This is a genomic window from Burkholderia sp. 28_3 (assembly GCF_003253915.1).
GTDB lineage: Bacteria > Pseudomonadota > Gammaproteobacteria > Burkholderiales > Burkholderiaceae > Burkholderia > Burkholderia cenocepacia.
Genome location: NZ_QKZF01000013.1, coordinates 95,260 through 107,592 on the forward strand (window position 1 = coordinate 95,260; position 12,333 = coordinate 107,592).

17 protein-coding genes are annotated in these 12,333 nt (G+C 65.0%); 16 read left to right on the top strand and 1 reads right to left on the bottom strand.

The features are described from left to right. The first annotated feature begins 55 nt into the window (after window positions 1–55). The 12 genes from hisB to tatC all read left to right on the top strand — a co-directional run bounded on the left by hisB (window position 56) and on the right by tatC (window position 7,120). The gene (gene hisB / locus DFS13_RS24765) at window positions 56–643 is read left to right on the top strand and encodes an imidazoleglycerol-phosphate dehydratase HisB (RefSeq protein ID WP_006477126.1); all 588 of its coding nucleotides are present in this window, start codon (window positions 56–58) and stop codon (window positions 641–643) included. 61 nt (window positions 644–704) lie between these two features. Further along, a complete protein-coding gene (locus DFS13_RS24770) occupies window positions 705–1,325 on the top strand; it encodes a YchE family NAAT transporter (protein ID WP_006485349.1) in 621 nt (206 codons plus the stop codon). After that, entirely contained in the window at window positions 1,322–1,963 is a 642-nt protein-coding gene (gene hisH, locus DFS13_RS24775) for an imidazole glycerol phosphate synthase subunit HisH (protein WP_012492306.1), read from the top strand. Before DFS13_RS24770 ends, hisH begins: the two co-directional genes overlap by 4 nt. A 163-nt stretch (window positions 1,964–2,126) precedes the next feature. After that, window positions 2,127–2,882, top strand: coding sequence for a 1-(5-phosphoribosyl)-5-[(5-phosphoribosylamino)methylideneamino]imidazole-4-carboxamide isomerase (gene hisA, locus DFS13_RS24780; protein ID WP_006477123.1), 756 nt, complete (start codon window positions 2,127–2,129; stop codon window positions 2,880–2,882). A 106-nt stretch (window positions 2,883–2,988) separates the two neighbouring features. After that, on the top strand, window positions 2,989–3,762 hold the full coding sequence (gene hisF / locus DFS13_RS24785; RefSeq protein ID WP_006485327.1) for an imidazole glycerol phosphate synthase subunit HisF: 774 nt from the start codon (window positions 2,989–2,991) through the stop codon (window positions 3,760–3,762). After that, window positions 3,762–4,178: a phosphoribosyl-AMP cyclohydrolase gene (gene hisI / locus DFS13_RS24790; protein ID WP_006494429.1), complete on the top strand. Its 417-nt coding sequence runs from the start codon at window positions 3,762–3,764 to the stop codon at window positions 4,176–4,178. The genes hisF and hisI overlap by 1 nt, the downstream gene beginning before the upstream one ends. Then, entirely contained in the window at window positions 4,175–4,540 is a 366-nt protein-coding gene (locus DFS13_RS24795; protein ID WP_006485344.1) for a phosphoribosyl-ATP diphosphatase, read from the top strand. Before hisI ends, DFS13_RS24795 begins: the two co-directional genes overlap by 4 nt. A gap of 70 nt (window positions 4,541–4,610) precedes the next feature. Further along, on the top strand, window positions 4,611–5,003 hold the full coding sequence (locus DFS13_RS24800) for a membrane protein (protein WP_048989174.1): 393 nt from the start codon (window positions 4,611–4,613) through the stop codon (window positions 5,001–5,003). 31 nt (window positions 5,004–5,034) lie between these two features. Further along, on the top strand, window positions 5,035–5,400 hold the full coding sequence (locus DFS13_RS24805; RefSeq protein WP_006485352.1) for a histidine triad nucleotide-binding protein: 366 nt from the start codon (window positions 5,035–5,037) through the stop codon (window positions 5,398–5,400). Window positions 5,401–5,493: 93 nt separating this feature from the next. Beyond that, a complete protein-coding gene (gene tatA, locus DFS13_RS24810; protein WP_006477115.1) occupies window positions 5,494–5,724 on the top strand; it encodes a Sec-independent protein translocase subunit TatA in 231 nt (76 codons plus the stop codon). A 26-nt stretch (window positions 5,725–5,750) separates the two neighbouring features. Beyond that, entirely contained in the window at window positions 5,751–6,290 is a 540-nt protein-coding gene (gene tatB / locus DFS13_RS24815; protein ID WP_048989173.1) for a Sec-independent protein translocase protein TatB, read from the top strand. Between the two features lie 41 nt (window positions 6,291–6,331). Continuing rightward, window positions 6,332–7,120 carry a twin-arginine translocase subunit TatC gene (gene tatC, locus DFS13_RS24820; RefSeq protein ID WP_006485341.1) on the top strand — a complete coding sequence of 263 codons (789 nt, stop codon included), beginning with the start codon at window positions 6,332–6,334 and terminating at the stop codon, window positions 7,118–7,120. A 209-nt stretch (window positions 7,121–7,329) separates the two neighbouring features. On the opposite strand, the gene DFS13_RS24825 is transcribed toward tatC, so the two are convergent. Continuing rightward, on the bottom strand, window positions 7,330–8,535 hold the full coding sequence (locus DFS13_RS24825) for a Do family serine endopeptidase (RefSeq protein ID WP_006494427.1): 1,206 nt from the start codon (window positions 8,533–8,535) through the stop codon (window positions 7,330–7,332). A gap of 21 nt (window positions 8,536–8,556) precedes the next feature. On the opposite strand from DFS13_RS24825, the gene DFS13_RS24830 reads away from it, so the two are divergent. From DFS13_RS24830 to DFS13_RS24845, 4 genes are all read left to right on the top strand, one after another. Continuing rightward, on the top strand, window positions 8,557–9,303 hold the full coding sequence (locus DFS13_RS24830; protein WP_006485336.1) for a Nif3-like dinuclear metal center hexameric protein: 747 nt from the start codon (window positions 8,557–8,559) through the stop codon (window positions 9,301–9,303). Between the two features lie 218 nt (window positions 9,304–9,521). Beyond that, window positions 9,522–10,142: a ubiquinol-cytochrome c reductase iron-sulfur subunit gene (petA, locus tag DFS13_RS24835; RefSeq protein WP_006491868.1), complete on the top strand. Its 621-nt coding sequence runs from the start codon at window positions 9,522–9,524 to the stop codon at window positions 10,140–10,142. Continuing rightward, entirely contained in the window at window positions 10,142–11,524 is a 1,383-nt protein-coding gene (locus DFS13_RS24840; RefSeq protein WP_006485333.1) for a cytochrome bc complex cytochrome b subunit, read from the top strand. Before petA ends, DFS13_RS24840 begins: the two co-directional genes overlap by 1 nt. Window positions 11,525–11,545: 21 nt before the next feature. Beyond that, on the top strand, window positions 11,546–12,304 hold the full coding sequence (locus DFS13_RS24845; protein ID WP_006477108.1) for a cytochrome c1: 759 nt from the start codon (window positions 11,546–11,548) through the stop codon (window positions 12,302–12,304). Window positions 12,305–12,333 lie beyond the last annotated feature (29 nt).

A 12,333-nucleotide genomic window follows, 5' to 3' on the forward strand; every position in this document is an offset into this window, starting at 1 on the left:
CGGCGGCGCGCGACGATCAATCCCCATTTACATCAGACTCAATCAAGGAATTGCCATGCGTGTGGCGGAAGTCGTTCGCAATACCAGCGAAACGCAGATCCGTGTGAAGCTCGATCTCGACGGCACCGGCCAGCAGAAGCTGGCCACCGGCGTGCCGTTTCTCGACCATATGCTCGACCAGATCGCGCGACACGGTCTGGTCGATCTCGAGGTCGAAGCGCATGGCGACACGCATATCGACGATCACCACACGGTCGAGGATGTCGGCATCACGCTCGGTCAGGCCGTCGCGAAGGCGATCGGCGACCGCAAGGGCATCCGTCGCTACGGCCATTCGTACGTGCCGCTCGACGAGGCGCTGTCGCGCGTCGTGATCGACTTCTCGGGCCGGCCGGGCCTCGAATTCCACGTGCCGTTCACGCGCGCGCGGATCGGCACGTTCGACGTCGACCTGTCGATCGAGTTCTTCCGCGGTTTCGTGAACCACGCGGGCGTCACGCTGCACATCGACAACCTGCGCGGGATCAACGCGCACCACCAGCTCGAGACGGTGTTCAAGGCCTTCGGCCGGGCGCTGCGCGCGGCGGTGGAGCTCGACGAGCGGGCGGCGGGGCAGATTCCGTCGACGAAAGGCAGCCTCTGAACGTCCGGACGGACTGCGCTCGGGACAACCTCACGGCTTCGGCGCGCGGCGCCGGCTTGCGATGGATCTGCTCAAATCGTTCATTTCGCTGCTCGCGCTGATCAATCCGGTGGGCGCGGTGCCGTTCTTCCTGAGCCTGACGGCGCAGCAGACGGACGACGAGCGGCGGCGCACGATCCGGATCGCATCGGTGTCGGTGTTCTGCGTGATGACGGTGACCGCGCTGCTCGGGCAGCAGATCATCAACTTCTTCGGCATTTCGGTCGGATCGCTCGAAGTGGGCGGCGGGATCATCATGCTGCTGATGGCGATCAACATGCTGAACGCGCAGATCGGCAACACCCGATCGACGCCGGAGGAGCGTCACGAAGCCGAGCTGAAGGACAACATCGCGGTCGTGCCGCTGGCGATTCCGCTGCTCACGGGCCCCGGCTCGATCAGCACGGTGATCATCTATGCGGCGAACGCGCATCACTGGTATGAGCGGGCCGGACTGGTCGCGATCGGCGCGGTCCTGGCTTTTCTGTGTTTCGTCGCGATGCGGCTCGCCGAGCCGATCGCGAACTGGATCGGCCGCACCGGCATCAACATCGCCACGCGGCTGATGGGTCTGATGCTGTCGGCGCTGGCGGTGGAATTCATCGTCAATGGACTGAGGGCGCTACTGCCTGCACTGAGATGAAAACTTCGATTGCGATTGTGGATTATGGGATGGGCAACCTGCGCTCGGTCGCGCAGGCGCTCAAGAAGGCCGAACCGGCCGCCGACGTGGCGATCGTCGACACGCCGGCCGCGATTCGCGCGGCCGACCGCGTCGTGCTGCCCGGCCAGGGTGCGATGCCGGACTGCATGCGCTGCCTCGGCGAATCGGGCCTGCAGGAGGCCGTGATCGAGGCGTCGCGCACGAAGCCGCTGCTCGGCGTATGCGTCGGCGAGCAGATGCTGTTCGACTGGAGCGCGGAAGGCGACACGAAGGGCCTCGGCCTCCTGCCCGGCAAGGTCGTGCGTTTCGAGCTCGACGGCCGCGTGCAGGACGACGGCTCGCGCTTCAAGGTGCCGCAGATGGGCTGGAACCGCGTGCGCCAGGCGCAGCCGCACCCGCTGTGGGATGGCGTGCCCGACGACGCGTATTTCTACTTCGTGCACAGCTATTACGTGACGCCGGACAACCCGGCGCACACGGTCGGCGAAACGGCCTACGGCGCGCCGTTTACGTCCGCGGTCGCGCGGGACAACCTCTTCGCGACCCAATTCCACCCGGAGAAAAGCGCGGAGGTCGGGTTGCGTCTGTATCGCAACTTCGTACACTGGAAACCGTAAACGTGGTGCGCGAGCCACAGTCGCCCTGGCCGAAAGGCCTGTCGCACGGGGCTTGCCCGCCTAAGCGCCGAAAGAGTTGTACTAAACTAGCGAGACGGCGCGGCACCGGTTTGGCCGGTACGCGCCGGATTCTTTTCTTTTTCCACGACGACACCCGATTGCTATGTTGCTGATTCCGGCCATCGACCTCAAAGACGGTCAGTGTGTGCGCCTCAAACAGGGCGATATGGACCAGGCCACGATTTTTTCCGAGGACCCGGCGGCGATGGCCCGCAAGTGGGTCGATCTCGGCGCCCGGCGGCTCCATCTCGTCGACCTGAACGGCGCATTCGCCGGCAAGCCGAAGAATCTCGAGGCGATCGAAGCGATCCTCGACGAAGTCGGCGACGAAATTCCCGTCCAGCTCGGCGGCGGCATCCGCAGCCTCGAGACGATCGAGAAGTATCTCGACGCCGGCCTGTCCTACGTGATCATCGGCACGGCGGCCGTGAAGAACCCGGGCTTCCTGCAGGACGCGTGCACCGCGTTCTCCGGCAGCATCATCGTCGGGCTGGACGCGAAGGACGGCAAGGTCGCGACCGACGGCTGGAGCAAGCTGACCGGTCACGAGGTGATCGATCTCGCGAAGAAGTTCGAGGATTACGGCGTCGAATCGATCGTCTACACGGACATCGGCCGCGACGGGATGCTGCAGGGCATCAACATCGACGCGACGGTGAAGCTCGCGCAGGCGGTCGGCATCCCGGTGATCGCCAGCGGTGGCCTGTCGAACCTCACGGACATCGAGAGCCTGTGCGAAGTGGAAGAGCACGGCGTCGAAGGCGTGATCTGCGGCCGTGCGATCTACTCCGGCGATCTCGATTTCGCGGCCGCGCAAAAGCGCGCGGACGAACTGAACGGCGAACTCGACAACGCGTAACCGCGGTTGTCCCGTTCGCCGGGGCTGCCCGCAGGCGGCCCCGACCGGAAGCCTCGCGCGAGGCTTCCGCAACCGGCCGTCCCAGCGCGGCATTTGGCGCAACATCATGGCTCTAGCTAAACGCATCATCCCCTGCCTGGACGTGACCGCCGGGCGTGTCGTCAAGGGCGTCAATTTCGTCGAGCTGCGCGACGCCGGCGACCCCGTCGAAATCGCCCGCCGCTACGACGACCAGGGTGCCGACGAACTGACCTTCCTCGACATCACCGCGACGTCCGACCAGCGCGACCTGATCCTGCCGATCATCGAAGCCGTTGCGTCGCAGGTGTTCATTCCGCTGACCGTCGGCGGTGGCGTGCGCGCCGTCGAGGACGTGCGGCGCCTGCTGAACGCGGGCGCGGACAAGGTCAGCATGAATTCGTCGGCGGTCGCGAACCCGCAGCTCGTGCGCGACGCGGCCGACAAGTACGGCTCGCAATGCATCGTCGTCGCGATCGATGCGAAGCGCGTGTCGGCCGACGGCGAGGCGCCGCGCTGGGAAGTGTTCACGCACGGCGGCCGCAAGAACACGGGCCTCGACGCGATCGAATGGGCGCGCAAGATGGCCGAACTCGGCGCCGGCGAGATCCTGCTCACGAGCATGGACCGCGACGGCACGAAGTCGGGCTTCGATCTCGCGCTCACGCGCGGCGTGTCGGATGCGGTGCCGGTGCCGGTGATCGCGTCGGGCGGCGTCGGTTCGCTGCAGCACCTGGCCGACGGCATCAAGGACGGCCGCGCCGACGCGGTGCTGGCCGCGAGCATCTTCCACTACGGCGAGCACACGGTCGGCGAGGCGAAGCGCTTCATGTCCGACCAGGGCATCGCGGTGAGGCTGTGATGAATACGGAAACGAAATCCCTGCCCGCGTGGCTCGACAAGGTCCGCTGGGACGACAACGGCCTCGTGCCGGTGATCGCGCAGGAAGCGTCGACCAACGACGTGCTGATGTTCGCGTGGATGAATCGCGAGGCGCTCGCGAAGACGGTCGAGACGCAGCGCGCGGTCTACTATTCGCGTTCGCGCAAGCGCCTGTGGTTCAAGGGCGAGGAATCGGGCCACGTGCAGCACGTGCACGAAGTGCGGCTCGACTGCGACGAAGACGTCGTGCTGCTGAAGGTCGAGCAGGTGTCGGGCATCGCATGCCACACCGGCCGGCATTCGTGCTTCTTCCAGAAATTCGAAGGCAACGTGGACAGCGGCGACTGGGTCGCGGTCGAACCGGTGCTGAAAGACCCCGAACACATCTACAAATGACGCAATCGACCGAAGACACGCTGCTGCGCCTCGCGGCCGTGATCGATAGCCGCAAGGGCGGCGACCCCGACCAATCGTACGTGTCGCGCCTGTTCCACAAGGGCGACGACGCGGTGCTGAAGAAGATCGGCGAAGAGGCGACGGAAGTCGTGCTGGCCGCGAAGGACGTGCGGCAGGGCGGCGCGCCGACCGCGCTCGTCGGCGAGGTGGCCGACCTGTGGTTCCACTGCCTCGTGATGCTGTCGCATTTCGACCTGAGCCCGGCTGACGTGATCGCCGAACTCGAGCGTCGCGAAGGCTTGTCGGGCATCGAGGAAAAGGCGCTGCGCAAGCGTCGCGAGCGCGAGGAAAACGGCGGGTGACGGGCATGCCCCGCCGCGGTGGCAACAGTGCGGTAAGCTGTAAGAATTGTCATCTAACGGGGGTAGCATCATGAACGATACGTCGAACCAGTTTCCGACGCCGGCGGTGCCGGGAGCCGCGGATGCCGAACGCCTGAACGGGCTGCGCACGCTGACCCACGTGCTGTACGGCCTCTATGCGATTCACTGGCTGACGGGTGGCGTCACGGGCATCGTCGCGATCATCATCAACTACGTGAAGCGCGGCGACGTGGCCGGCACGCCGTACGCCGATCACTTCGAGTGGCAGATCCGCACGTTCTGGCGCGCGCTGATCGCATACGTGATCGGCATCGCGCTGTTGTTCGTGGGGGTGGGATTCGTGATCATGTTTGTCACATGGATTTGGACGCTGTACCGTATCATCAAGGGTTGGCTGTACCTGAACGACAACAAGGCGCTCGATCCGCAGGCATGGTTCTGACCGGCCGCGCGCGGGCGTCTGCAGGAGCAACATGAGTCACGATCCGAATTGCCTGTTCTGCAAGATCGCGGCAGGCGAGATCCCGAGCACGAAGGTGCACGAGGACGACGAATTCGTCGCGTTCCGCGACATCCGCCCGGCGGCCGACACGCACGTGCTCGTGATTCCGCGCCAGCACCTGCCGACGCTGTCGGCGGCGAGCGACGCCGATGCGCCGATGCTCGGCCGGCTGATGCTGCTCGTCGCGCGTCTGGCCGACCAGCTCGGCGTCGCGTATACGGGCGGCGAAACCGGTTTCCGTACGGTGATCAACACGGGCCCGGGCGGCGGGCAGGAGGTCTACCACCTGCACGCGCATATCCTGGCCGGCCCGCGCCCGTGGCAGCGAATGGGTTGACGCAGCGGGGCGTTTCCCCGCATCGATAGTCGAAGCCGGCGTGCCGCCGGCGATTTGCGCCGCGACGCGGCGTGGTTGAGGAGAGGTTTCATCATGGGTGGATTGAGCATTTGGCACTGGCTGATCGTGCTGCTGATCGTCGCGCTGGTTTTCGGTACGAAGAAGCTGCGCAACATCGGCAACGACCTCGGCAGCGCCGTGAAGGGTTTCAAGGACGGCATGAAGGAAGGCGAAACGCCGGCGGATGCGCAGCAACTGCCGCGTTCGGGTGCGGTCGACGTCAACGCGAAGGAAACGACGCGTTCCGATTCGAACAAGGCGTAACGCCGGCACGCTGACAGGCATTCGCGATGCTGGATCTCGGTCTTTCGAAGATGGCGCTGATCGGCGTCGTCGCGCTCGTGGTGCTCGGCCCCGAGCGCCTGCCGCGCGTCGCGCGCACGGCAGGCGCGCTGTTCGGCCGCGCGCAGCGGTACATCAACGACGTGAAGGCCGAGGTCTCGCGCGAAATCGAACTCGACGCGCTGCGGACGATGAAGACCGATTTCGAATCGGCCGCGCGCAATGTCGAGACGACGATTCACGACAACTTGCGCGAGCACGAGAAGGCACTGAACGACACGTGGCATTCCGCGGTCGGCGGTCTTGACGGGGCTGCCGGCGACGCCGGGTCCGTCGGTTCCGCTGGTTCCGATACGCCCGCGGCGCCGTCGTGGCGCGGCAGTTCGGCCGCGCTTGCGCCGAAGCGCCGCAACTGGCGCATCAAGCAGGCGGCGACGCCCGTCTGGTACAAGCGCGCGACGACCCGTCGCACGCACGTGCAGTCGGGCGCCGCGCGTGTCGCGCGTCATCAGCCGGCCAGCCTGCGCCGGCCGACGCGCTTCTTCTGAGTCGAGCGCATGCTCGCTCGTCAATCCTACCGAGGGCCGGTGTGAGCGACCCCCAGCAGAACCCGGGCGACGCCCCGGAAGAAACCTTCATTTCCCATCTCGTCGAGCTTCGCGATCGCATCATTCGCGCGGGGTTGGCCGTGATCGTCGTGTTCCTCGGGCTCGTCTACTGGGCGCCGGACATCTTCAAGCTGCTCGCGCGGCCGCTGATGGACAACCTGCCGAAAGACGGCAAGATGATCGTCACCGACGTCACCGGCTCGTTCTTCGTGCCGATGAAGGTCACGATGCTCGTCGCGCTCGTGATCGCGCTGCCGATCGTGCTGTACCAGATCTGGGCGTTCGTCGCGCCGGGGCTGTACCAGCACGAGAAGAAGCTCGTCGCGCCGCTCGTCGGCAGCAGCTACTTCCTGTTCCTGTGCGGGATGGCGTTCGCGTACTTCCTCGTGTTCCCGACGATCTTCCGCGTGATGGCGCACTACAACGCGCCGCTCGGGGCCGAGATGACGACCGACATCGACAACTACCTGAGCTTCGTGCTCGGGATGTTCATCGCGTTCGGGGTCACGTTCGAGGTGCCGATCGTCGTCGTGCTGCTCGTCCGGATGGGCGTGCTGTCCCTGAAGAAGCTGAAGGAGATGCGGCCGTACGTGATCGTCGGCGCATTCGTGGTCGCGGCGGTCGTCACGCCGCCGGACGTGTTTTCGCAACTGATGCTGGCGCTGCCGCTCGTCGTGCTGTTCGAGATCGGGCTGCTGGCCGCACGGTTCTTCGTGCCGAAGAAGCCGGCCGAAGAGGGCGAGGCGGGGAACGGCGAAGCCGCGGGTTGACGGCGCGGCGCCGGGCGGCTTTCCGGTCAAGCTGGGGGGGCCGGTACCTGCTGCGGTTGGCTCCGGCCAGCGCGTGCCCACGCCGCTTTCGCGGCACCCGACATCGTTTTGAAGCAAAGCAAAAGGGCAGCCAGCCGGCTGCCCTTTTCCATTTCCGCGGCGCATCACGACGCGTCGCAACCGGCAGGCGGCGCGCCGCCTGCCCAGCCTCATTCGCTATCGCTGTCCTGCTCGTCGAGCGTCTGCTTCGGCGGCGGCGGGCGCTTGCCGATCACGACGTTCACGTCGAACTGCTTGCCCTTGCGTACGACGTGCACCTTGGTCGGCGTGCCCGGCTTGATCTGCGCGACGACGTTCAGCAGCTTCGTGGTGTCGGTGATGTCCTCGCCGTTGACGCTCACCAGGATGTCGCCCGGCTTGATGCCGGCCTTGTCGGCCGGGCCGCCCTGCAGCACGCCCGCGACGATCGCGCCCGATTTCTGCTGGAGCCCGAACGACTCGGCGATCTCCGGCGTGACGTCCTGCGGCTCGACGCCGATCCAGCCGCGCGTGACCGAGCCCGTCGTGATGATGCTTTCGAGCACCGTGCGCGCGGTCGAAACCGGAATCGCGAAACCGATGCCGAGCGAGCCGCCGGAGCGCGAGTAGATCGCCGTGTTGATGCCGAGCAGGTTGCCGTTCACGTCGACCAGCGCGCCGCCGGAGTTGCCGGGGTTGATCGGCGCGTCGGTCTGGATGAAGTTCTCGAACGTGTTGATGCCGAGGTGGTTGCGGCCGAGCGCGCTGATGATCCCCATCGTGACCGTCTGGCCGACGCCGAACGGGTTGCCGATCGCAAGCACGACGTCGCCGACGCGCGACTGGTCGGAGCGGCCGAGCGTGATCGTCGGCAGGTTCGTCATGTTGATCTTGAGCACGGCGAGATCGGTTTCGGGATCGCTGCCGATCACCTTCGCGGTGGCCGTGCGGCCGTCGGCGAGCGCGACTTCGATCTGGTCGGCGCCGTCCACGACGTGCTGGTTCGTTAGAATGTAACCTTCCGGGCTCACGATAACGCCCGAGCCGAGGTTGGCGGCCGGCTCGTCCTGCTGCTTGCGGGCGTTGCGGTCGCCGAAGAAGTAACGGAACAGCGGATCCTTCGCGCGCGGGTCGGGCGGCAGCGAGCCGTCCTTGCTGGAGAACACGTTGACGACGGCCGGCATCGCCTTCTGCGCGGCTTCGGCATACGACGTGGTCGCCGGTGCGCCGCCGATGCCCGGCGCGACTTCCCGCAGCGCGACGATCGGCGTGGCAAGCTGCTTGCCGAGCTGTCCTTGCCGTTGCAGCCATTGCGGCTTGAGCGTCACGACGATGAACATCAGCGCGAGCAGTACGGTTACCGCCTGCGCGAAGAACAGCCAGAAGCGTCTAAGCATCTGAATGGATTAGAGGTTTATATGGATCGGATCGAACTTGAATTGTACTTGAACAATACCCTTGAAACCGCGCGCTTCAAGGACTATTGCCCGAACGGCCTGCAGGTCGAGGGGCGCCGCAAGATCGAGAAGATCGCCACCGGCGTGACGGCGTCGGTCGCCTTCCTCGAAGCCGCGCTCGAATGGGGTGCGGATGCCGTGCTCGTCCATCACGGCTATTTCTGGCGCAACGAGGCGCCGCAGATCACCGGCCGCAAGTATCAGCGCCTGAAGCTGCTGCTCGCGAACGACCTGAACCTGTTCGCGTTCCACCTGCCGCTCGACGCGCATCCCGAATTCGGCAACAACGCGCAGCTTGGCGAAAAGCTCGGCCTGATCGGCGAGCAGCGGTTCGGCGAAGGCGATCTCGGCTGGATGGCGACGCTGCCGATGCCCGTCACGCTCGAGCACTTCGTCGCGAAGGTCGAGAACACGCTGGGCCGCACGCCGCTCGTGCTCGGCGATCCGGACACGCAGTTGCGCCGCATCGCGTGGTGCACGGGCGCCGCGCAGAGCTATTTCGACGCGGCGATCGACGCCGGCGCGGACGTGTTCCTGACCGGCGAGGTGTCCGAGTCGACCACCCACGCGGCGGCGGAGAGCGGCGTCGCGTTCGTTGCGGCGGGGCACCATGCGACCGAGCGCTACGGGATCCAGGCGCTTGGGCGCCATTTGTCCGAAGAATTCGATCTCGAACACCTTTTTATCGATATTCATAATCCGGTCTGAGCGCCGGATTTGCGGCAGTGCATCGAAATTTCACAATGTAGCGTCCGCTTAAAAGTGAAATGATTTAATCGCTCCGATAGTGGGGGATAACCCTTAACTATCAATCACTTCGAAGGGATTTTCATCTCCGGGCCTTGTAAATGGCGACTCCATTCGAGCAAACTAGCGGCGGAATGGAAAGTCGTGACGGAAAATCCAACTCAGAAGTGGGGCGTGTGATGCGAGACAAGGAAGAGAAACGCGTCGACAGCGGCCGCCGTACCTGGCTGATTGCGACATCCGTAGCAGGTGGCGTAGGAGGCGTAGCCACCGTCATACCTTTCGCGGCGTCGCTTGCGCCGTCCGCGAAAGCGAAAGCGGCCGGTGCGCCGGTCGAGGTCGACATCAGCGGCCTGAAGCCCGGCGAAATGGTCACCGTGCCGTGGCGCGGCAAGCCGGTCTGGATCCTGAATCGCACCGATTCGATGCTGGCCGACGTGGTCAAGGCCGACAAGGAAGTGGCCGATCCGGCCACGAAATCCCCGTATTCGATGCCGTTGCCCGCGTATTGCGCCAACGAATATCGGTCGCGGGCCGATCGCAAGAACATTCTCGTCGTGATGGCCGTGTGTACGCACCTCGGCTGCACGCCTAGCCAACGCTTCACGCCGGGTCCGCAGCCGAACCTGCCGGACGACTGGCCGGGCGGTTTCCTGTGCCCGTGCCACGGTTCGACCTACGACCTCGCCGGCCGTGTGTTCAAGAACAAGCCGGCGCCTCAGAATCTCGACATCCCGCCCTACATGTTCACGTCGGCGACGACCCTCGTGATCGGCAAGGACGAGAAAGGAGAAGCGTGATGGCCGCCGACAACAAGGAAGTCTCCACCACAGGTTTCACCGGCTGGATCGACCAGCGCTTCCCGCTCACGTCCACCTGGAAGAAGCACGTATCCGAGTATTACGCGCCGAAGAACTTCAACTTCTGGTACTTCTTCGGCTCCCTCGCGCTGCTGGTGCTCGTCAACCAGATCGTCACGGGCATCTTCCTGACGATGAACTACAAGCCCGACTCGATGCTCGCGTTCGCGTCGGTCGAGTACATCATGCGCGAGGTGCCGTGGGGCTGGCTGATCCGCTACATGCACTCGACCGGTGCATCGATGTTCTTCGTGGTCGTCTACCTGCACATGTTCCGCGGGCTGCTGTACGGTTCGTACCGCAAGCCGCGCGAGCTCGTGTGGATCTTCGGCTGCGCGATCTTCCTGTGCCTGATGGCCGAAGCGTTCTTCGGCTACCTGCTGCCGTGGGGCCAGATGTCGTTCTGGGGCGCGCAGGTGATCGTGAACCTGTTCTCGGCGATCCCGTTCGTCGGCCCGGACCTGTCGCTGTGGATTCGCGGCGACTACGTCGTGTCCGACGTCACGCTGAACCGCTTCTTCGCGTTCCACGTGATCGCGATTCCGCTGGTGCTGGTCGGCCTCGTCGTCGCCCACTTGGTCGCGCTGCACGAAGTGGGGTCGAATAACCCCGACGGCATCGAGATCAAGGCGAAGAAGGACGAGAACGGCATTCCGCTCGACGGCATCCCGTTCCACCCGTACTACTCGGTCCACGATTTCCTCGGCGTGTGCGTGTTCCTGATGGTGTTCGCGCTGATCGTGTTCTTCTCGCCGGAGATGGGCGGCTACTTCCTCGAGGCGAACAACTTCGTCCCGGCGAACCCGCTGCAGACGCCGCCCGAGATCGCGCCGGTCTGGTACTTCACCGCGTTCTACGCGATGCTGCGCGCGACCACCGACCCGTTCAAGATCGTGCTGATGATCGTGATCGCGCTGCTCGGCGTGCTCGCGCTGATCCGCGCGCGCGGCAAGTGGAAGGTCGGGCTGCCGGTGCTGGCGGCCGCGATCGTCGTGTTCATGTACCTGACGGAGTCGAAGTTCTGGGGCGTCGTCGTGATGGGCTCGGCGGTGATCTCGCTGTTCTTCCTGCCGTGGCTCGACCGCAGCCCGGTGAAGTCGATCCGCTACCGGCCGCTGTTCCACAAGGTGTTCCTCGGGATCTTCGTCGCGGCGTTCCTGACCCTCGCGTTCCTCGGCACGCGGCCGCCCTCGCCGGCGGCGACGCTGATCGCGCAGTTCTGCGCGTTGATCTATTTCGCGTTCTTCCTCGGCATGCCCGTCTGGACGCCGCTTGGCACGTTCAAGCAGCCGCCGGAGCGGGTGCGCTTCAAGCCCCATTAACGTGAGCGAGGAGAGAACGACATGAAGAAACTGCTTTCGACACTCGCGCTGATCGGGGCGACCGCCTGTGCGCTGCTGGCGGCGCCGGCCGTGCGGGCGGAAGGTAATTTTCCGCTCGACCGGGCGCCCGATAACACGGAAAATCTCGTTTCGCTTCAGCACGGCGCGCAATTGTTTGTAAACTATTGCCTGAACTGCCACAGCGCGAACCTGATGCGCTACAACCGTCTGACGGATCTGGGCATATCCCAGAAGGAGATCGAAACGAATCTCCTGTTCACGACCGACAAGGTCGGGAACACGATGTCCGTTGCGATGCGGCCCGACGACGCGAAGAACTGGCTCGGCACCACGCCGCCCGACCTGTCGGTCGAGGAGCGCGCGCGCGGCCGCGACTGGCTGTACACGTATCTGCGGAGCTTCTACCGCGACGATACGCGGCCGACTGGCTGGAACAACGCGGTGTTCGAGAACGTCGGCATGCCCCATGTGTTGTGGCAGCTGCAGGGGCAGCGCGTTGCCAAATTCGAAGACAAGACGGACGAGGAGACGGGCGAGAAGGCCCACGTGCTCGTCGGCTTCCAGCAGGTCACGCCGGGCACGCTCTCGTCGCCCGACTACGATGCTGCGGTCGCCGACCTGGTGGCCTATATGACATGGATGTCCGAGCCGGCCCAGCAGACCCGCAAGCGCCTCGGCGTGTGGGTGCTGATCTTTCTCGGTGTCCTGACTTTCCTGGCCTGGCGGCTGAATGCCGCGTACTGGAAAGATATCAAGTAAACACGCCTGACCGGCGTGGGGCCGGCGCA

What these genes read in the sequence shown, in the direction of transcription:
- hisH (WP_012492306.1), top strand. Translation starts at nt 1,322, where the DNA reads ATGAAAACTTCGATTGCGATTGTGGATTATGGGATGGGCAACCTGCGC.
- petA (WP_006491868.1), top strand. Translation starts at nt 9,522, where the DNA reads ATGCGAGACAAGGAAGAGAAACGCGTCGACAGCGGCCGCCGTACCTGG.
- tatA (WP_006477115.1), top strand. Translation starts at nt 5,494, where the DNA reads ATGGGTGGATTGAGCATTTGGCACTGGCTGATCGTGCTGCTGATCGTC.
- DFS13_RS24800 (WP_048989174.1), top strand. Translation starts at nt 4,611, where the DNA reads ATGAACGATACGTCGAACCAGTTTCCGACGCCGGCGGTGCCGGGAGCC.
- hisF (WP_006485327.1), top strand. Translation starts at nt 2,989, where the DNA reads ATGGCTCTAGCTAAACGCATCATCCCCTGCCTGGACGTGACCGCCGGG.
- DFS13_RS24840 (WP_006485333.1), top strand. Translation starts at nt 10,142, where the DNA reads ATGGCCGCCGACAACAAGGAAGTCTCCACCACAGGTTTCACCGGCTGG.
- hisA (WP_006477123.1), top strand. Translation starts at nt 2,127, where the DNA reads ATGTTGCTGATTCCGGCCATCGACCTCAAAGACGGTCAGTGTGTGCGC.
- DFS13_RS24795 (WP_006485344.1), top strand. Translation starts at nt 4,175, where the DNA reads ATGACGCAATCGACCGAAGACACGCTGCTGCGCCTCGCGGCCGTGATC.
- hisI (WP_006494429.1), top strand. Translation starts at nt 3,762, where the DNA reads ATGAATACGGAAACGAAATCCCTGCCCGCGTGGCTCGACAAGGTCCGC.
- tatB (WP_048989173.1), top strand. Translation starts at nt 5,751, where the DNA reads ATGCTGGATCTCGGTCTTTCGAAGATGGCGCTGATCGGCGTCGTCGCG.
- DFS13_RS24845 (WP_006477108.1), top strand. Translation starts at nt 11,546, where the DNA reads ATGAAGAAACTGCTTTCGACACTCGCGCTGATCGGGGCGACCGCCTGT.
- DFS13_RS24805 (WP_006485352.1), top strand. Translation starts at nt 5,035, where the DNA reads ATGAGTCACGATCCGAATTGCCTGTTCTGCAAGATCGCGGCAGGCGAG.
- DFS13_RS24830 (WP_006485336.1), top strand. Translation starts at nt 8,557, where the DNA reads ATGGATCGGATCGAACTTGAATTGTACTTGAACAATACCCTTGAAACC.
- DFS13_RS24770 (WP_006485349.1), top strand. Translation starts at nt 705, where the DNA reads ATGGATCTGCTCAAATCGTTCATTTCGCTGCTCGCGCTGATCAATCCG.
- hisB (WP_006477126.1), top strand. Translation starts at nt 56, where the DNA reads ATGCGTGTGGCGGAAGTCGTTCGCAATACCAGCGAAACGCAGATCCGT.
- DFS13_RS24825 (WP_006494427.1), bottom strand. Translation starts at nt 8,535, where the DNA reads ATGCTTAGACGCTTCTGGCTGTTCTTCGCGCAGGCGGTAACCGTACTG.